The 17,697-nt window shown below is 63.3% G+C and carries 18 protein-coding genes; 13 read left to right on the forward strand and 5 right to left on the reverse strand.

The features are described from left to right. The 3 genes from AC2FL1_RS18435 to AC2FL1_RS18445 form a co-directional block, all read left to right on the forward strand. Nucleotides 1-175: YbaB/EbfC family nucleoid-associated protein (locus tag AC2FL1_RS18435; RefSeq protein ID WP_496877907.1), on the forward strand; the 175-nt coding region annotated here is incomplete at its 5' end. 74 nt (nt 176-249) lie between these two features. Further along, nucleotides 250-846, forward strand: coding sequence for a recombination mediator RecR (gene recR / locus AC2FL1_RS18440; protein WP_234171493.1), 597 nt, complete (start codon nt 250-252; stop codon nt 844-846). A gap of 113 nt (nt 847-959) precedes the next feature. Continuing rightward, nucleotides 960-1,448 (forward strand): hypothetical protein, encoded by a 489-nt coding sequence (locus AC2FL1_RS18445; protein WP_496825100.1) that lies wholly within the window; start codon nt 960-962, stop codon nt 1,446-1,448. 7 nt (nt 1,449-1,455) lie between these two features. Here the strand turns inward: AC2FL1_RS18445 and AC2FL1_RS18450 are convergent, their stop codons facing one another. Next, nucleotides 1,456-2,085, reverse strand: coding sequence for a ribonuclease T2 family protein (locus tag AC2FL1_RS18450; protein WP_496825099.1), 630 nt, complete (start codon nt 2,083-2,085; stop codon nt 1,456-1,458). A 127-nt stretch (nt 2,086-2,212) separates the two neighbouring features. Here AC2FL1_RS18450 and AC2FL1_RS18455 point away from each other — a divergent pair, with 127 nt between their 5' ends. Continuing rightward, nucleotides 2,213-2,989, forward strand: a complete 777-nt coding sequence (locus AC2FL1_RS18455) for a DUF1013 domain-containing protein (RefSeq protein ID WP_496825098.1) — start codon at nt 2,213-2,215, stop codon at nt 2,987-2,989. 50 nt (nt 2,990-3,039) lie between these two features. Next, complete coding sequence (locus AC2FL1_RS18460; protein ID WP_496825097.1) at nt 3,040-3,432, forward strand: hypothetical protein; 393 nt, start codon at nt 3,040-3,042, stop codon at nt 3,430-3,432. A gap of 5 nt (nt 3,433-3,437) precedes the next feature. Here the strand turns inward: AC2FL1_RS18460 and AC2FL1_RS18465 are convergent, their stop codons facing one another. Next, a complete protein-coding gene (locus tag AC2FL1_RS18465) occupies nt 3,438-4,466 on the reverse strand; it encodes a permease (protein WP_496877891.1) in 1,029 nt (342 codons plus the stop codon). Further along, nucleotides 4,459-4,776 (reverse strand): ArsR/SmtB family transcription factor, encoded by a 318-nt coding sequence (locus AC2FL1_RS18470; protein ID WP_496877892.1) that lies wholly within the window; start codon nt 4,774-4,776, stop codon nt 4,459-4,461. The genes AC2FL1_RS18465 and AC2FL1_RS18470 overlap by 8 nt, the downstream gene beginning before the upstream one ends. A 182-nt stretch (nt 4,777-4,958) precedes the next feature. Between AC2FL1_RS18470 and pdxR the strand changes: the two genes are divergently transcribed. From pdxR to AC2FL1_RS18490, 4 genes are all read left to right on the forward strand, one after another. Next, entirely contained in the window at nt 4,959-6,425 is a 1,467-nt protein-coding gene (pdxR, locus tag AC2FL1_RS18475; RefSeq protein WP_496877893.1) for a MocR-like pyridoxine biosynthesis transcription factor PdxR, read from the forward strand. A 125-nt stretch (nt 6,426-6,550) separates the two neighbouring features. After that, on the forward strand, nt 6,551-8,326 hold the full coding sequence (gene xsc / locus AC2FL1_RS18480; RefSeq protein WP_496825093.1) for a sulfoacetaldehyde acetyltransferase: 1,776 nt from the start codon (nt 6,551-6,553) through the stop codon (nt 8,324-8,326). Nucleotides 8,327-8,331: 5 nt separating this feature from the next. Next, complete coding sequence (locus tag AC2FL1_RS18485; RefSeq protein WP_496877894.1) at nt 8,332-9,492, forward strand: acetate/propionate family kinase; 1,161 nt, start codon at nt 8,332-8,334, stop codon at nt 9,490-9,492. Continuing rightward, the gene (locus tag AC2FL1_RS18490) at nt 9,489-9,953 is read left to right on the forward strand and encodes a DUF3237 domain-containing protein (RefSeq protein ID WP_496825091.1); all 465 of its coding nucleotides are present in this window, start codon (nt 9,489-9,491) and stop codon (nt 9,951-9,953) included. The genes AC2FL1_RS18485 and AC2FL1_RS18490 overlap by 4 nt, the downstream gene beginning before the upstream one ends. A 7-nt stretch (nt 9,954-9,960) precedes the next feature. Here the strand turns inward: AC2FL1_RS18490 and AC2FL1_RS18495 are convergent, their stop codons facing one another. Then, nucleotides 9,961-10,812: a phosphate acyltransferase gene (locus AC2FL1_RS18495; RefSeq protein WP_496877895.1), complete on the reverse strand. Its 852-nt coding sequence runs from the start codon at nt 10,810-10,812 to the stop codon at nt 9,961-9,963. Between the two features lie 36 nt (nt 10,813-10,848). On the opposite strand from AC2FL1_RS18495, the gene AC2FL1_RS18500 reads away from it, so the two are divergent. The 4 genes from AC2FL1_RS18500 (at nt 10,849) to AC2FL1_RS18515 (ending at nt 16,645) form a co-directional block, all read left to right on the forward strand. Next, nucleotides 10,849-11,982, forward strand: a complete 1,134-nt coding sequence (locus AC2FL1_RS18500; RefSeq protein WP_496877896.1) for a citrate/2-methylcitrate synthase — start codon at nt 10,849-10,851, stop codon at nt 11,980-11,982. Nucleotides 11,983-12,100: 118 nt separating this feature from the next. Then, nucleotides 12,101-14,926 (forward strand): molybdopterin oxidoreductase family protein, encoded by a 2,826-nt coding sequence (locus tag AC2FL1_RS18505; protein WP_496877897.1) that lies wholly within the window; start codon nt 12,101-12,103, stop codon nt 14,924-14,926. An 82-nt stretch (nt 14,927-15,008) separates the two neighbouring features. Continuing rightward, a complete protein-coding gene (locus AC2FL1_RS18510; RefSeq protein WP_496877898.1) occupies nt 15,009-15,758 on the forward strand; it encodes a 4Fe-4S dicluster domain-containing protein in 750 nt (249 codons plus the stop codon). Then, nucleotides 15,758-16,645 carry a dimethyl sulfoxide reductase anchor subunit family protein gene (locus tag AC2FL1_RS18515; RefSeq protein ID WP_496877899.1) on the forward strand — a complete coding sequence of 296 codons (888 nt, stop codon included), beginning with the start codon at nt 15,758-15,760 and terminating at the stop codon, nt 16,643-16,645. The genes AC2FL1_RS18510 and AC2FL1_RS18515 overlap by 1 nt, the downstream gene beginning before the upstream one ends. Nucleotides 16,646-16,739: 94 nt before the next feature. On the opposite strand, the gene dapA is transcribed toward AC2FL1_RS18515, so the two are convergent. Further along, on the reverse strand, nt 16,740-17,612 hold the full coding sequence (gene dapA, locus AC2FL1_RS18520; protein ID WP_496825085.1) for a 4-hydroxy-tetrahydrodipicolinate synthase: 873 nt from the start codon (nt 17,610-17,612) through the stop codon (nt 16,740-16,742). Between the last annotated feature and the right edge of the window lie 85 nt (nt 17,613-17,697).

The following is a 17,697-nucleotide window of genomic DNA, read 5'->3' on the forward strand; positions in this document are numbered from 1 at the left end:
GGGGCTGGATATCGACCCGTCGATCTTCAACGGAGACGACAAGGAAGTGGTCGAGGACCTGATCCTGGCCGCCATCAAGGACGCCCAGGCCAAGGCCGCCGAAAAGGCGCAAGAGGAAATGGCCGCCCTGACCGAAGGCATGGGCCTTCCCAAGGATATCAAACTGCCGTTCTGACACGGTGGCGTTCCCTTTGTGGTGAACTGCGGGCATGATCGCGTCAGGGCGGGGGATCGCACGGGAAACAGGATATGGCCGGATCGACCAAGGATATCGACGCGCTGATCGAGCTGATGGCGCGTTTGCCCGGGCTGGGCCCGCGCTCGGCCCGGCGCGCGGTGTTGCATCTGATCCGCAAGCGGGCGCTGCTCTTGACGCCGCTGGCCGATCTGATGGGGCAGGTGGCGGCCACCGCCCGCGAATGCCTAAACTGCGGAAATGTCGGCACCTCCGACATCTGCGACATCTGCACCGACGAGCGCCGCGCCACCGGCGAGCTGTGCGTGGTCGAGGATGTGGCCGATCTGTGGGCAATGGAACGTTCGGGCGTCTTCAAAGGCCGCTATCACGTGCTGGGCGGCACCCTGTCGGCGCTGGATGGGGTCGGCCCCGAGGAATTGCGCATTCCCCGGTTGGCGGATCGGGTCACCGCCGAGTCGATCTCCGAGGTGATCCTGGCGCTGAACGCCACCATAGACGGCCAGACCACCGCCCATTACATCGCCGACCAGTTGGGCGGCCGGGTGCGGCTGACCTCGCTGGCGCAGGGGGTGCCGATCGGGGGTGAGTTGGATTATCTCGACGACGGCACCATCTCGGCCGCCATGCGCGCGCGCAAGGACCTCTAGACGCGCCCGCAATGCAAAGCGGCCTTCGTGTCCCGACCTGCATCTTTGCCTTTGGTACGCCCGGATTTGCGGGTACCAAGAGATCAGACATTCATTCCCCGGAGTTTAGCCCGATGACCCGCCTTCTCGCCTTTGTGCTCGCCGCCGTCACTGCCACCGCCGCCTGGTCGCAGGAGCTGATCGACAAGGGGTTCGTGCATGGCTGGAACCTGATGGTCGACCCGGCGCTGGGCAATGGCTGTCTGATCCAGACTGTTTACGAGGACCTGTCGGTGGTGCGTCTGGGTTATGACCGGACCGGCAATCGCGGCTATTTCACCGTTTTCAACAAGAACTGGGGCGCCATCGAGGATGGCGGCAGCTATCCTATCACCTTTGATCTGGATGGTGAGCGGTTCGAGGCCACCGCTATCGGCGCCAACAAGGGCAAGGTGCGCGGCGCAACGGTGTTCTTTACCGACCGCGAGTTCGTACATGCCATCGCCCAACGCAAGGTGATGACGGTCTATGGCGTCGAGGGGCAGGAGGTCATGGCGATCGACCTCAAAGGTACCTCGAAAGCGCTGGAATACGCGCGCGAGTGCCAGAAGGCACAGAATTGAGCCTGGTTCAGCGAATCGCGTGCAGCAAGGCGTCCTCGGTCCGGCAGTCGCGGACCACGTCCCGACCGCAGGGCACCGGCTTGAGTGAGTTGGACAAGCAGATCCTGACTTCGGCGATGTAGCGTCCGTTGCAGGTCACCGTCAGCATGTCGCGTTCCAGCTTCGGATTGGCCTTAAGGAACGCTTCTTCGATTACACGCGCTGGCAATTGCACGGTGCGGTCCAGCCGGCGGAATACCTCGGGGCGGACGACGCTGTCATAGGCCTCGCGCGAGAGGTCGAAATAGGACTGCGCGCTCAGCCCGCTACAGGTGCCGTGTTTCTTCCATTGGTGCCAGGCCAAGCCCGAACTGCCCTGAATATCGGTCATTTCCGCAGTCATCCTGCGTGAGGGGGGCGTCTCGGAGGTGCGGCAATAGGAGGGCCAGCCATACTGGTATTGCGGCCAGAGGCCATGCAGTATCCAGCCGTGGTCATAGCGCGGGTTGCACTGGTCCTCGCCCCGCGCGTCGCCCGTGGTCTCACACCAGTTGGGCGACCAGCTGAGCGAAAGAACGTAATAGTCGAACTGGCCCGCTTTCTCGCCATCGGCGAATGCCGAAACCGCGCTCAGTACCCAGAGAATCAGCCAGCGCATTCGCTCTTTCCTTATCTGCCCGGCCCGACTATATACAGCCGGAGTTCCCCGACAACGGAAACCGCCCCAAACCCCGGGGCAGCCGAATTCCGGCGACGGGAGAGATGTATTCGCAAGGAGACAAGCCATGGCAAAACCTCTGATGGCCAAGGCAACCGCCGTCTGGCTGGTGGACAACACGACGATCAGCTTCAAGCAGATCGCCGATTTCGTCGGCATGCATGAGCTGGAAATTCAGGGCATTGCCGATGGTGATGTGGCGGCGGGCGTCAAGGGGTTCGACCCCATCGCCAACAACCAGCTGACCCAGGAAGAAATCGACAAGGCCGAACAGAATCAGCTGCACAAGCTGAAGCTCAAGTTCAACCCCGCCGCCGCTGGCGAGGAAAAGCGCCGCGGCCCCCGCTATACGCCGCTGTCGAAACGCCAGGACCGTCCGAACGCGATCCTGTGGCTCGTGAAGTTCCACCCCGAGCTTTCCGATGGCCAAATCGCCAAGCTGGTCGGCACCACCAAGCCGACGATCCAGTCGATCCGCGAGCGCACCCACTGGAACATTTCCAACATGCAGCCCATCGACCCGGTTGCGCTGGGTCTGTGCCGCCAGTCGGAACTGGACTCGGTCGTGCAAAAAGCAGCCGCCAAGAAAGCCGCCGAGGGCGGCGTGATGAGCGATGACGAGCGCCGCAAGCTGGTTTCGACCGAACAGTCGCTGGGCATGGATACCGGCCCGCGCATCCCGACCGCGATCGAGGGACTGGAGAATTTCTCGCTGTCCGAGCCGATCGACACCAGCGATGACGAAGAGGACGACAACAACCCGATCGTCGATGCCGACAGCTTCTTCAACCTGCCCAAGGGCGGCAAGGATGACGAGGACGAGGACGACGATACCCGTTATTGATCGGAACCGCCCCGGCCCTGTGGTCGGGGCTTTTTCATGCTTGGCGATCCATGCTTGATGTGCTTTCCAAACTGATCGGCCCGCATCGGGCGGTGTCGGTCTATGCGTTTCTCCACACGCGCGGCGCCGCGCTTGCGGCCGCCGTGCTGTTCGTCGCCATCCTTGGGGGGCTATTGCTGTTCGGCAGGGGAGAAGAACCCCATGAGCACGAGGCGTTTCTGACGCTCGAAGTGCTTTCTCTGACCGCGCTCAACGGCGATTTGCGCAACGGTGCGCTCGTCTCTGTTCGCTTGCCCGATGGACATGCCACTTCGATCACCTCGACCGAGGGGCCGGTGGCGGCCAGCGTGACCACCACCGCCTGTGTTGAAAAACGCGTCTATGTCACCAGCGGCGCGCCGCGATACCGGCTGAAACTGCCCCAGTATTGCGGGGGGCAGTAGCCGTATCACAGCATCTGGAACACCAGACCGGCGATCACCGCGCCGGTCAGCCCCAGCCCGAGATACAGCGCAAAGACGCGCGGTTTCACCAGCGACCAGACCGCCGCCATCGCCGGGATCGAGCTGACCGCGCCCGCCACCATGAAGGCCATGGCCGCCCCGGCTGTCATGCCCTGTTCCATCAACCCCGCCAGCAGCGGCGGCGCTACGTAAGAATTCAGATAGGCCGGCATGCCGACCAGCGCGGCGGTTGCAATGGGCACCACCCCCTCGCCACCAACCAGGCCAGCGATCACCTCTGCCGGCACATAGGTGACCAGCAGCGCCTCGATCACATAAGCCAGCGTCATCCATTTCAGCAGGAACATCCCGTTGCTGATGAATTCGGCGCGAAAGACGCGGGTGCGCTCGGTCTCGGTCCAGAACCGCCAATGCGGGGCCGCCGGTTTCGGGGCGCCGCAGCCACAGCACGAGGTCTTGGCCCTGCGCAGCGGATCGCTCAACGCGCCTCCCGCCGAAAGGGCGCGCACGACAACGCCGCCGAACAGGCCCAGCCCGACCGCCGCCACCGCCTTGCCGATGGCAAAGGGCCAGCCCAGCGCGCCCGCTGTGATCAGCAGCGTCGGCGGGTCGATGAGGGGCGAGCTGAGCCAGAAGGCCATTACCGCTGAAAGGGGAGCTCCCAGCGCCAGCAGCCCGGCGATGAAGGGGATCACCTCACACGAGCAAAACGGCGCCAGCCCGCCGAACAGCGCTGCCAGCAGGATCATTCGCGTTTCCCGCCCCTCGAAGGCGCGCGCCACCAGAACCTCGGCCCCGGTCGCCTTGAGCCAGGCCAGCAGCAGCACGGCAAAAAGGATATAGGGCGCGGTCCCCGCCAGAGCGGCAGCCGCAAAACGGACAACAGCGACCAGCTGCGCGGGATCCAGCAGCGCCACTGCGCCAATCAGCCCCGCAGCCACCGCCCAGGGTGTTTTCAGCCACGTCGTAAGACGGCCCTGTCCGCGTCGTGGCGGAGATGTGATCTCAACCATTGTCTATCTCCTGTATGTCGTGCCCGCATTGATCGGCGCAGCATTCCGCGATGATGAATTGCGCCAGCGCCTCAAGATGGTCGTATCGGGCGCGGTTGATGGTCTGCCGACCCTGGCGGGTCTGTTCGATGACCCCACCCGCCGTCAGCGCCTTGAGGTGATGGGCCAAGGTCGAGGCCGCCATGTCCGTGCGCTGCTGGATCTCGCCCACCGTCAGACCGGGTCGGCCGGCCCGGACCAGTGTGCGCAGCACCTTGAGCCGCGCTACCGATCCCATGGCGGCAAATCCGCTTGCTGCTTCATCCCACATGATTGCTCCCTAAGTAACTACAAAACTAGTTTTATGGTTATTAATGCAAACGTCAAGACGCAACCTGTTCGGGGGGATAAGGCCAGATGACCCGCATGCGTATCTCCAACCGATCAAAGACCCTTGTCAGCGGTCGATAAGTCCAAATTGATAGCAGAATAAGTCCAATCTATTGTGAGCCCATGGCGATACCGGTCGAAACCTTCTTTCTGAAACAGGGCGCGCAGGGCACGCTCCAGGCGCAAATCCAGCAGATGATCGCCGAGGGCATCCTTTCGGGCCGCTTTCATGTGGGCGAGAAACTGCCCTCGTCGCGGCGGTTGGCGACCCATCTGGGGGTCAGTCGGATCACCGTGACGCTGGCATATACAGAGTTGTTGGCGAATGACTATCTGACCTCACGCGGGCGATCGGGCTATTTTGTGTCCGAGAACGCGCCGATCCCGCCCAGCTATGCCCCGATGGAACGCGACCAGGAAACGGTGGACTGGTCCCGTGCCATCGCCCGCAAATTTTCGGGCGGAGACACATTGCAGAAGCCGGCGGATTGGCGCGACTATCGCTATCCGTTCATCTATGGTCAGGCCGATCCCACGCTGTTCGATCACGCCAACTGGCGGCTTTGCGCGGTGCGGGCGCTGGGACAAAAGGATTTTGCCTCACTCACCGCCGACTATGTCGATCAGGACGATCCGCTGCTGATCGAATTCATCGCCCGCCACACCTTGCCCCGGCGCGGCATCTCGGCCCGGCCCGAGGAAATCCTGATCACCTTGGGCGCGCAGAATGCGCTCTGGCTGGCGGCGCGGGTGTTGTTGAACCGCAGGCGCAAGGCCGCGATCGAGGATCCCTGCTATTACGCGCTACGCGAATTGCTGATCCAATCGCGCTGCAATCTGGTGCCGCTGCGCGTCGATCTGGACGGGCTGCCGCCCGATGCCATCCCCGACGATACCGACGTGATCTTCACCACGCCCAGCCATCAAAGCCCCACCACCGCCACCATGCCGGTGTCGCGTCGTCACGCACTGTTGGAGCGGGCACGTGAGATCGACGCGATGATCGTCGAGGACGACTACGAGTTCGAACTAGCCTTTCTGGGTGCGCCCTCTCCGGCGCTGAAGTCGCTCGATCGCGATGGGCGTGTCGTCTATGTCGGCAGCTTCTCAAAATCGCTCTTTCCCGGTCTGCGACTGGGTTACATGGTCGGCTCCGAGCCGTTCATCCGCGAGGCGCGCGCGCTGCGGTCTCTGGTGCTGCGCCATCCGCCGGGTCATATCCAGCGCACCGCCGCCTACTTTCTGTCGCTGGGCCACTACGACGCGCAAATCCGGCGCATGTCCTCTGTCCTGCTGCAACGGCGGCAAGAGATCGAGCGCGCCATCGCCCAACACGGCCTGAGCATTGCCGGGCGCGGTGTCTATGGTGGTTCGTCGCTCTGGATGCAGGCTCCGGTCGGGGTGGATTGCGGCGCGCTTGCCATGGCTCTGCGCGGCGAAAGCGTTCATATCGAGCCTGGAGTGGCCTTCTTCTCGGGACCGGACCGGCCCACGAACTATTATCGCCTGGGTTATTCCTCGATCCCGACCAGCCGCATCGCGCCGGGGATAGAGCGCATCGCTGGCGCCATCGCCCGTCATGCTGGGTAGGGTCTGGCCCTATCCCGGTTTTCATTCTGGCCCTAACGCATGCCTTCGGGTTCCGCCTAAACCTTTAACCAAGATGCCGGTTCCCGCTGTGGCCGGCCAATCAGAACACCATGGAGTGCGATCTCATGAAGATGACGACCGAAGAAGCCTTCGTCAAAACCCTGCAGATGCATGGCATCCAGCATGCGTTTGGCATCATCGGATCGGCGATGATGCCGATTTCCGACATTTTTCCTGATGCCGGCATCACCTTCTGGGACTGCGCCCACGAAGGGTCGGGCGGAATGATGGCCGACGGCTACACCCGCGCAACCGGCAAGATGTCGATGATGATCGCCCAGAATGGGCCCGGCATCACCAACTTCGTGACGGCCGTCAAAACCGCCTATTGGAACCACACCCCGCTGCTGCTGGTCACCCCGCAGGCAGCGAACAAGACCATTGGTCAGGGCGGCTTCCAGGAGGTCGAGCAGATGAAACTGTTCGAGGACATGGTCGCCTACCAGGAAGAGGTCCGCGACCCCACCCGCGTGGCCGAGGTGCTGAACCGCGTGATCATGAACGCCAAACGCGCCAGCGCGCCGGCGCAGCTGAACATCCCGCGCGACATGTGGACCCAGGTCATTGATATCGAACTGCCCGCGATTGTCGAGTTCGAGCGCCCCGCGGGCGGCGAACAGGCGGTGGCGCAGGCAGCGGCCTTGCTGTCGGATGCAAAGAACCCGGTGATCCTGAACGGCGCCGGCGTGGTCCTCTCCAAGGGCGGCATCGCGGCCTCCAAGGCGCTGGCCGAGCGGCTTGATGCGCCGGTCTGCGTTGGCTACCAGCACAACGACGCATTCCCCGGTTCGCACCCGCTCTTTGCCGGTCCGCTGGGCTATAACGGCTCGAAAGCCGGAATGGAGCTGATCAAGGACGCCGATGTTGTGCTGTGCCTTGGCACCCGTCTGAACCCGTTCTCGACCCTGCCGGGCTATGGCATGGAATACTGGCCGGCAAATGCCAAGATCATCCAGGTCGATATCAACCCCGACCGGATCGGCCTGACCAAGAAGGTCTCGGTGGGCATCATCGGCGACGCGGCCAAGGTGGCGACCGGAATCCTGAACCAGCTGTCGGGTACCGCCGGGGACGAAGGTCGCGCCGCGCGCAAGGCCAAGATCGCCGAGACCAAGTCGCGCTGGGCGCAGCAGCTGACCGAGATGACCCATGAGGACGACGATCCGGGCACCACCTGGAACCAGCGCGCCCGCGATGCCAAGCCCGAATGGATGAGCCCCCGCATGGCCTGGCGCGCGATCCAGAGTGCCCTGCCGAAAGAGGCGATCATCTCCTCCGATATCGGCAACAACTGCGCCATCGGCAACGCCTATCCCTCGTTCGAGGAAGGCCGCAAATACCTGGCCCCCGGCCTGTTCGGCCCCTGCGGTTACGGCCTGCCCGCAATCGTCGGCGCCAAGATTGGCTGCCCGGATGTGCCGGTGGTCGGCTTTGCCGGTGACGGAGCCTTTGGAATCGCGGTGAACGAGCTGACCGCCATCGGGCGTGGAGAGTGGCCGGCGATTACCCAGATCGTGTTCCGCAACTATCAGTGGGGCGCGGAAAAGCGCAACTCGACGCTTTGGTTCGACGACAACTTCGTCGGCACCGAGCTGGACGAGCAGGTGAGCTATGCCGGCATCGCCAAGGCCTGTGGCCTGCAAGGCGTTGTCGCGCGCACCATGGACGAGCTGACCGCCGCGCTGGCCAAGGCCATCGAGGATCAGAAGGCGGGCAAGACCACCCTGATCGAGGCGATGATCAATCAGGAACTGGGCGAACCCTTCCGCCGCGACGCCATGAAGAAACCCGTTCGCGTGGCCGGTATCGACAAGGCCGACATGCGCGAACAGCAGGTCTGAGCGACATGCACGAACCCGGCGCCAAAGACAGCATTCTCGTTCTCAACGCCGGGTCCTCGTCGATCAAGTTCGCGGTTTTCGGACCCGACCTGACAGAGCAGCTATCAGGACTCGCCGCCGGTATCGGCGGCGTGTCCTTCCTTCAGGTTGGTTCGGAAAAGACCGAACGGCCGCTGATCGACCACCGCGCAGCCCTTGCTGCCGTGCTCGAGGCCCTCGAGGCTGCGGGCGTGCGGGTTGCGGACCTGCGTGCGGCCGCGCATCGTGTTGTCCATGGCGGGCGAAAGCTGACGGCACCTGTGCGCATCACGCCCGAGGTGCGGGCCGAGATCGCCGCCTGTTCGCCGCTGGCGCCGCTACACAACCCGCACAATCTCGCCGCCATAGACACGCTGGCCGAACTGGCGCCGGACCTGCCCCAATTCGCCAGTTTCGACACCTCGTTCCACGCCACAAACCCCGAGGTTGCGACCCGCTACGCGATCCCCCGGATGATCGAGACCAAGGGGATCCGTCGTTACGGGTTCCACGGACTTAGCTATGCCTCGCTGGTACGCCGCCTGCCCGAAATCTCGGGCGAGGCGCTGCCCTCGCGCCTGCTGGCCTTCCATCTCGGAAATGGCGCCTCACTTTGTGCGATCAAGCACGGTTGTTCCATAGCCACGACCATGGGCTATTCCCCGCTCGATGGATTGACGATGGGCACCCGCTCGGGCGGGATCGACGCGAATGCCGTGCTGCGCCTGGTCGAGGATCATGGGTTGGAGCGCACAAAAGCGATCCTGAACCACGAAAGCGGGTTGCTGGGGCTTTCAGGTGGAAAGTCGGACATGCGCCGCCTGATGCTCGACCATACCGCCGACAGCGATTTCGCCATCGAACACTTCTGTTACTGGACGCTGCGCCATGCCGGCAGCCTGATCGCCGCGATGGAGGGGCTCGATGCCATCGCCTTTACCGGCGGCATCGGTGAAAACGCCATTGGCGTGCGCGCCCGTATCCTGCGCGGGTTGGAATGGCTGGGCTTGCGCATGGACCCCGATGCCAACCACGGCAACAAGCCGAAGCTTCATACCGGAAAGTCAAAGATCGCGGTCTGGATCGTCCCTGCCGAGGAAGAGCGGATGATCGCGCTGGACGCGCAACGCCTGCTGGAGGCCGCATGACCGAACCTGCCGCAATCGGCCTTGCTGCCGCCTTCGAAATCCGGGCAGAGATCGGCGCGCCGCTTGACGGCGGGCCTGGCCGCAACGGTCATCGCCGGATCATCCCGATCACCGGCGGAACCGTCCGGGGTCAACGTCTCAACGGAACCGTTCTGCCCGGCGCCGATTTCGAATTGATCCGCGCAGACGGCAATTCCGCGGTCGAGGCACACTACGCCATCCTCGCCACCGACGGCACCCCGATCTATGTCCGCAACACCGGGTTGTTCGTCGCTCAGGCCGACGTGATTGCCCGGCTCGATGCGGGCGAGGATATCCCGTCCGAGGACTACTATTTCCGCACCGCGCCGGTGTTTGACGCCCCCGACGGGCCGCATGGTTGGCTTGCCGACCGAGTGTTCGTGGCGAGCTGCCGATTTACCCCCAGCGTCGTCACCATCCGGGTCTTCGAGGTTACATGATGCGCCGTCAGGACATCGCCAGCGTCACTGCCGTCGCCGCAACGATGTCGTCAACCGTGGCGCCTCGGCTCAGGTCGCAGACCGGTTTGCGGAACCCTTGCAGGATCGGCCCCAGCGCCTGTGCCCCGGCCAGTTCCTGGCACAGCTTGTACGCGATGTTGCCCGCATCGAGATCGGGAAACACCAGCACGTTGGCATTGCCCTCACCCAGCCCCTTCTTGGCGGCGATGCGTGCATTCAACGCCGCGTCCGCCTGTACCGGCCCCAGGAAACCAGTGCTCTCTGCCGCCGCGCGTACCAGGTTCACGCTGTCACCGGCGCCCGAGTTGCCTGTTGAATATGAAAGCATCGCCACGCGGGCAGAACCCAGAAGCGCGCGCGCGGACACCTCCGACGCAAGCGCAATCGCCGCCAAAGCCTCGGCGTCCGGGGTCACGTTCACCGCGCAATCTGCAAAGATCAGTTCGCGCCCGTCAGGAAATCGCATCAGGAAGAACGACGAAGGCACCGAGACTCCCTCGGCCAGCCCGATCGCGATTGCGGCCGCCTCGATCACCCGCTTGGTCGGGCTGTCCGCGCCTGCCACCATTGCCTCGGCTTCGCCACAGGCGACCATGGTGGCGGCCAGGTACAGGGGTTTGCCCAGCATCCGACGGGCCACCGCCTCTTTCACGCCGCGCGCCTCGACCAGCGCCGCGACATGGGCCTCCGACGGGGTACCCAGACCGACTGGCTCGCACAGGCCTTGCCGCGCCAGTTCCATTGTGGCCGCAGCTACCCGCGGATCATCCATTTCCGGAAACACCACCCGCGCCCCACGGGCTTTGGCTTTTTCGATGGCGCGCTGCTGTGCGGTCATTTTCCCCTCCAATTCAGTCACCGAAGGGAGACAGCGATGAACGACGAGGTCAAGATCAACCGTGGCCTGGTGGGCGTCTATTTCGAGCGCTCGGGCGTCAGCCATATCGACGGATCGCAGGGCGAACTCAGCTACCGGGGTTATTCGATCCACGATCTCGCCACCCATTCCACCTTTGAGGAAGTGGCGTATCTGCTGATCCATGGCGAGCTTCCATCCGAGTTGGAACTTGCTGATTTCGATTCCCGGCTTAAAGCGGCGCGCAGCCTGCCGCCTGCGGTTTTCGACATCATCCGTGCAACAAAAGACGGTCATCCGATGGATGTGCTCCGAACCGCCGTTTCGGCGCTGGCGGCACTGGAACCGGGCAGTCGGTTGGTCAGCGAAGAGGCCTTTGTTGAAAACGGCATTCGCCTGACCAGCCAGATCCCGATGATGGTCGCCGCGCACGAGGCAATACGCAACGGGCGCGACCCGGTGGCCCCCGACAACAGCCTGTCGCATGCGGCCAACTGGCTCTGGATGCTCAAGAGCGAGAAACCCTCGACCGAAGCGGCCCGGCTGGCGGATGTCGATTTCATCCTGCATGCCGAGCACGGCTCCAACGCCTCCAGCTTTGCCGCCCGCGTGACCATCGGGACCGAGGCCAACCTGCACGGCGCCATCGTGACCGCGCTGTCCACGCTTGCCGGCCCTGCCCACGGCGGCGCCGCCGAGGACGTGATGAAGATGGTGCAAGAGATCGGCAGCCCGGAAAATGCTGCCGACTATGTCCGGGCCAAGCGCAAGGCGCGCGAACCTGTCACCGGCTTTGGCCACCGCGTTTATCGCACCGAGGACCCGCGCGCCCGACACATGCGCGAAGGCGTGCGCAAGCTGGGTGAGGAGATGGGCGCGCCCGAATGGTATGCCATCCTGCAAGCCGTGGTCGAAGCGATGCAACCCTATGCGCGGCACGGGCTGAACGTGAATGTCGATTTCTATTCCGGCGTGATCTATCAGCTGCACGGCATTCCGATGGACCTCTATGTTCCGATCTTTGCCATCGGGCGCGTGCCGGGCTGGATCGTGCAATGCATCGAGCAACTGCGGCGCAATATCCTGATCCGACCGCTCACGCTCTATGACGGTCCGGAACCACGGGTCTATGTGCCGATCGGACAGAGATAGCTTTACCAATCAAGAGCACAAAACGAACGACATCGTCCCAGCATTCGGGCGAATTTAAGAAAACGGTTCGCAAATCCATTCTTGCGCAGTACCGTTGGCGAAAAAAAGGGAACAGGGAATGACCTTTCAGCAGCCGCAGATCGACACCTCGCCGCATGTCTCGGACGAGGTCCGCAAGACGACGTGCTACATGTGCGCCTGCCGATGCGGGATCAACGTTCATATGAAGAACGGCAAGGTCGCCTATATCGAGGGCAACCGCGACCATCCGGTGAACAAGGGCGTGCTCTGTGCCAAGGGCTCCGCCGGGATCATGCAGGTCAACGCCCCCTCGCGCCTGCGCGCGCCGCTGAAACGGGTGGGTCCGCGCGGCTCGGGCGAGTTCCAGGAGATCACCTGGGACGAGGCGCTTGAGATCGCCACCGGCTGGCTGAAACCGATCCGCGAGAACGATCCGTCGAAACTGGCCTTCTTCACCGGACGCGACCAGTCGCAAAGCTTCACCAGCTTCTGGGCACAGAATTTCGGCACCCCGAACTATGCCGCGCATGGCGGCTTCTGCTCGGTCAACATGGCGGCGGCGGGCATCTACACGATGGGCGGCGCGTTCTGGGAGTTCGGCCAACCCGACTGGGATCATACCAAGCTGTTCATTCTCTTCGGCGTGGCCGAGGATCATGATAGCAACCCGATCAAGATGGGCATCGGCAGGATCAAGGCGCGCGGCGCGCGGGTGGTCGGCGTCAACCCGATCCGCTCGGGCTATAACGCGGTGGCCGACGACTGGTTCGGGATCACGCCGGGCACCGACGGGCTGCTGATCCTGTCGCTGATCCATGTGCTGATGAAGGCGGGCAAGATCGACCTCGACTATCTCGCCCGCTACACCAACGCGCCCTGTCTGGTGATCGAGAACCCGGGCGCCGACGACCACGGCCTGCTGTTGCGTGACGCGGACGGCAAGGTTCTGGTGATCGACCGCGCGACCGGCGAACTGGCCCCCTTCGACCGTCCCGGCGTGCGTCCGGACCTGACCGGAACCCATGTACAAAACGGTCAAACCTGCCACACGGTGATGCACAAAACGGTCAATCGCTACCTGTCCGAGGAGTACACACCCGAAGCAGTGGCCGATCGCTGCGGCATCCCCGCCGCGCGCATCCGCGCGCTGGCCGCCGAGATTGCCCGCGTCGCCTTTGACGAAGCGTTCGAGATCGAACAGGAATGGACCGATTTCCGGGGCGAGACCCACAAGGTGATGAAAGGCCGCCCGGTCTCCTTCCACTCCATGCGCGGCATCTCGGCCCATGCCAACGGCTTCCAGACCTGCCGCGCGCTGCACCTGTTGCAGATCATGCTCGGCACGGTCGAGGTGCCCGGCGGCTTCCGCTTCAAACCGCCCTATCCCAAACCGGTCGAAGCGCACCCCAAACCCCATTGCAAGGTCACGCCGGGCGCCCCGCTTGATGGCCCGCATCTGGGATTCGTGCGCGGCCCCGAGGATCTGGCGCTCAAACCCGACGGCAGCCCGGCCCGCATCGACAAGGCGTTCACCTGGGAAAATCCCATGTCTTCTCATGGGCTTATGCACATGGTGATCTCGAACGCCCATGCCGGCGATCCGTACAAGATCGACACTCTGTTCATGTACATGGCGAATATGTCCTGGAACTCGACCATGAACACGCGCGGCGTGATAGACATGTTGACGGACAAGGACGAGAGCGGCGAATACGTCATCCCGCGGATCATCTACTCGGATGCCTATAGCTCGGAAATGGTCGCCTATGCCGACCTGATCCTGCCCGACACCACCTATCTGGAGCGGCACGACTGCATCTCGCTGCTCGACCGTCCGATCTGCGAGGCGGACGGCGCGGCGGACGCGATCCGCTGGCCGGTGATCGAACCCGACCGCGATGTGCGCGGCTTCCAGACGGTGCTGGTGCAACTGGCCAACAAGCTGAAACTGCCCGGTTTCACCGACGAGGACGGCGCGGCGAAATACTCCGATTACGCAGACTACATCGTCAATCACCAGCGTAAGCCGGGCATCGGGCCGCTGGCCGGTTTCCGGGGCGAGGCAGGTGACAAGGCCGGGCGGGGTGAGGTCAACCCGGACCAGTTGAATCGGTATATCGAGAACGGCGGGTTCTTTGTCGAACATCTACCGGACGCGGCACGATACTACAAACCCTGGAACACGGCCTATCAGGATTGGGCCGTCGGCATGGGTCTCTATGACAGCCCGCAACCCTACCTGTTCCAGCTCTATTCCGAACCGATGCGCCGGTTCCAGCTGGCCGCCGAAGGCCATGGCGAGCGGCAACCGCCCGATCACTTGCGCGACCGGATCAGTCAGCGGCTGGACCCGCTGCCGATCTGGTACGAGACCGATCAGCACGGCAACGAGGGCTTCACCGTCAACGCGCTGACCCAACGGCCCATGGCGATGTATCACAGCTGGGGCACCCAGAACGCCTGGCTGCGGCAGCTGCACGGGCGCAACCCGCTCTATGTCCCGACAAAAATCATGCGTGAACAGGGGCTTGAGGATGGCGATTGGGCGCGGGTCACCTCGCCCCATGGTCAGATCGTGGTGCCGGTGATGGAGATGGCCGCGCTCAACGACAACACCGTCTGGACCTGGAACGCGATCGGCAAGCGCAAGGGCGCCTGGGCGCTGGAACCGGACGCACCCGAGGCCACCAAGGGCTTCCTGCTCAACCACCTGATCCACGAGTTGCTGCCACCCAAGGGCGACGGGCTGCGCTGGGCCAACTCCGACCCGGTGACCGGTCAGGCGGCGTGGTTCGACCTCAAGGTGAGAATCGAAAAGGCCGCAGGCCCTGAGGAGAGAGCTGAAAGCCAACCCGAGTTCCCCGCGTTGAAATCGCCCGTGGGAACCGGTCCGAGAGAGCTGACATGGAAGGTGGGAAAATGAGCGGAACAATTTTCTGCATAGAAAATTGCCCAGAAAATTCGTCGAATTTTCTCGCGTTCGCCTGTGGTTGCTGGAGCGTGACATGACGGAGTTGCCGCAGAAGACCGACCGCAAGCTGGGGCTGGTGATCGACCTTGATACCTGTGTCGGCTGCCATGCCTGCGTAATTTCCTGCAAGGGGTGGAATACCGAGAATTATGGTGCGCCGCTCAGCGATCAGAACCCTTACGGGTCCGATCCCTCGGGCACGTTCCTGAACCGGGTACATTCCTACGAGGTTCAGCCGCCCGAGGGCCAGGCCCAGCTGATCCATTTCCCAAAATCCTGCCTTCATTGCGAGGACGCGCCCTGTGTCACCGTATGCCCGACCGGCGCCAGCTATAAGCGCTCCGAGGACGGGATCGTTCTGGTCAACGAAAGCGACTGCATCGGCTGCGGCCTTTGCGCCTGGTCCTGCCCCTATGGCGCGCGCGAGCTGGATCTGGCCGAAGGCGTGATGAAGAAATGCACCCTGTGCGTCGACCGCATCTATAACGAAAACCTGCCCGAAGAGGACCGCGTCCCGTCCTGTGTGCGGACATGTCCGGCCGGTGCGCGTCACTTCGGCGATCTGGGTGATCCGGACAGCGCGGTGTCACAACTGGTGGCTGAACGCGGCGGCATGGACCTGATGCCTGAAATGGGCACCAAGCCCGTCAACAAATACCTGCCACCGCGGCCCAAGGACAGGATCGAGGATCAGATCGACATCCTGGCGCCGCTGCTGGCGCCGGTGGCCGAAGAACCCAAAGGGTTCATCGCCTGGCTCGACAAGGCCTTGGAGAAACTCTGATGCATCCCGCTCCTTCCGTCATCATCTTTACCACCTTGTCCGGACTCGGCTTTGGCTTGCTGGCCTTTCTCGGTCTTGGCCTGCCAGACGTATCCGGTTGGGTGGCCTTCGTCTTCTTCGCCATTGCCTATGGTCTGGCCGTCGGCGGGCTGCTGGCCTCAACATTCCACCTCGGCCACCCCGAGCGCGCCTGGAAGGCGTTCAGCCAGTGGCGCACAAGCTGGCTCAGCCGCGAAGGCTGCGCCTCTGTCGCGGCGCTGCTTGTCATGGGGCTGTACGCCGTCGGGGTGATCTTTCTGGACCAGCGCTGGGCTGTGCTGGGCTGGGTCGGTGCTGCACTGTCTCTGATCACGGTTTTCACCACGTCGATGATCTATGCCCAGCTCAAGACCATTCCGCGCTGGAACATGAACCTGACACCGGCGATGTTCCTGTCCTTCAGCCTTGCCGGCGGTGCGCTGCTGGCCGGCCAGAACACCGCCGCGATCGTACTCCTGCTGATGGCGGGTGCGGTGCAACTGGCCTACTGGAAGCAGGGCGACACGGCGCTGGCCAACTCCGGCACGGATATTGGAACCGCGACCGGATTGGGATCGCGCGGCACCGTGCGCGCCTTTGAGCCACCGCATACCGGTTCCAACTATCTGCTGCGGGAATTCGTGTATGTCGTCGGCCGCAAACATGTGGCAAAGCTGCGAATGCTGGCCTTGGGCTTTGGCTTTGTCCTGCCAGTGGCGCTGCTACTGATGCCGCTGCACGACGTGGTCGTCAAACATCTGCTCGCCCTGATTGCCGTGATCGCGCATCTGATCGGCATCGCCACGTCGCGCTGGCTGTTCTTTGCTCAGGCGGAACATGTGGTCGGGCTCTACTACGGCAAACGTTAGCCCGCGCGGCAACGCCGCGATTTGAGTATTTTTGACCAGAAAGAAGCAGGAGCCCGGCGCCCAGGTATCGGACGTCGGGTTTTTGATAAGGTCGTTACAAAAGCCCTGCGTGCTTCATCGCCGCGTCGATGGCAGCCTTGGTGCTGTCTTCCAGACCGGTCAGCGGCGAGCGGACCTCTTCGCTGCACAGGCCCAGTTTCGACAGGGCATACTTGGCGCCGACCAAGCCCGGCTCGATAAAGATCGCCTCGTGCAGGGGCATCAAGCGGTCTTGGTAGTCGAGCGCCTTGGAATAGTCACCGGCAAGCGTCGCCTGCTGGAATTCGGCGCAAAGCCTCGGCGCCACGTTGGCGGTGACAGAGATGCAGCCGACCCCGCCATGGGCGTTGAAGCCCAGCGCTGTCGCGTCCTCGCCCGAAAGCTGGATAAAGTCAGGGCCACATGCGGCACGCTGCTGGCTGACTCGGGCCAGATCACCGGTGGCATCCTTGACGCCGACGATGCGAGGCAACTTGGCCAGCGCGCCCATGGTCGCGGGGGTCATGTCCACGACCGAGCGGCCAGGAATATTGTAGATGACGATCGGGATCTCGGCGCAGTCATGTAACGCGGTGAAATGCGCGATCAGTCCGCGCTGGGTGGGCTTGTTGTAATAGGGCGTCACCACCAGCGCCGCATCGGCTCCGATCCGCTGGGCGAATTGCACGAAGCGGATCGCTTCGGTGGTGTTGTTCGACCCTGCGCCCGCGATCACCGGTACGCGTCCGGCAGCGGCCTTGACCACCTCGGCCACAACGGTCTCGTGTTCCTCGTGAGTCAGCGTGGGGCTTTCGCCGGTGGTGCCGACGGGAACCAGGCCGGTCGAACCTTCGCCAATCTGCCATTCGACAAGCCGTTTGAGCGTCTCCAGGTCCAGCTCGCCGTTGCGGAACGGGGTGACGAGGGCAGGCATCGAGCCTTTGAACATGGAAAACGCTCCCTAGATAGAGTGGTAAGCGGGCAGTTGCCCGCCGGTTGCCCCGTTTGGTCCGGAAAGTGAATTGATCCGGGCC

The sequence above is a fragment of the Ruegeria sp. YKSF070 genome (genome assembly GCF_059612725.1).

Excerpts from the sequence above, each read along its gene's own strand:
- recR (WP_234171493.1), top strand. The coding sequence starts at position 250 with ATGGCCGGATCGACCAAGGATATCGACGCGCTGATCGAGCTGATGGCG.
- AC2FL1_RS18445 (WP_496825100.1), top strand. The coding sequence starts at position 960 with ATGACCCGCCTTCTCGCCTTTGTGCTCGCCGCCGTCACTGCCACCGCC.
- AC2FL1_RS18450 (WP_496825099.1), bottom strand. The coding sequence starts at position 2,085 with ATGCGCTGGCTGATTCTCTGGGTACTGAGCGCGGTTTCGGCATTCGCC.
- AC2FL1_RS18455 (WP_496825098.1), top strand. The coding sequence starts at position 2,213 with ATGGCAAAACCTCTGATGGCCAAGGCAACCGCCGTCTGGCTGGTGGAC.
- AC2FL1_RS18460 (WP_496825097.1), top strand. The coding sequence starts at position 3,040 with ATGCTTGATGTGCTTTCCAAACTGATCGGCCCGCATCGGGCGGTGTCG.
- AC2FL1_RS18465 (WP_496877891.1), bottom strand. The coding sequence starts at position 4,466 with ATGGTTGAGATCACATCTCCGCCACGACGCGGACAGGGCCGTCTTACG.
- AC2FL1_RS18470 (WP_496877892.1), bottom strand. The coding sequence starts at position 4,776 with ATGTGGGATGAAGCAGCAAGCGGATTTGCCGCCATGGGATCGGTAGCG.
- pdxR (WP_496877893.1), top strand. The coding sequence starts at position 4,959 with ATGGCGATACCGGTCGAAACCTTCTTTCTGAAACAGGGCGCGCAGGGC.
- xsc (WP_496825093.1), top strand. The coding sequence starts at position 6,551 with ATGAAGATGACGACCGAAGAAGCCTTCGTCAAAACCCTGCAGATGCAT.
- AC2FL1_RS18485 (WP_496877894.1), top strand. The coding sequence starts at position 8,332 with ATGCACGAACCCGGCGCCAAAGACAGCATTCTCGTTCTCAACGCCGGG.
- AC2FL1_RS18490 (WP_496825091.1), top strand. The coding sequence starts at position 9,489 with ATGACCGAACCTGCCGCAATCGGCCTTGCTGCCGCCTTCGAAATCCGG.
- AC2FL1_RS18495 (WP_496877895.1), bottom strand. The coding sequence starts at position 10,812 with ATGACCGCACAGCAGCGCGCCATCGAAAAAGCCAAAGCCCGTGGGGCG.
- AC2FL1_RS18500 (WP_496877896.1), top strand. The coding sequence starts at position 10,849 with ATGAACGACGAGGTCAAGATCAACCGTGGCCTGGTGGGCGTCTATTTC.
- AC2FL1_RS18505 (WP_496877897.1), top strand. The coding sequence starts at position 12,101 with ATGACCTTTCAGCAGCCGCAGATCGACACCTCGCCGCATGTCTCGGAC.
- AC2FL1_RS18510 (WP_496877898.1), top strand. The coding sequence starts at position 15,009 with ATGACGGAGTTGCCGCAGAAGACCGACCGCAAGCTGGGGCTGGTGATC.
- AC2FL1_RS18515 (WP_496877899.1), top strand. The coding sequence starts at position 15,758 with ATGCATCCCGCTCCTTCCGTCATCATCTTTACCACCTTGTCCGGACTC.
- dapA (WP_496825085.1), bottom strand. The coding sequence starts at position 17,612 with ATGTTCAAAGGCTCGATGCCTGCCCTCGTCACCCCGTTCCGCAACGGC.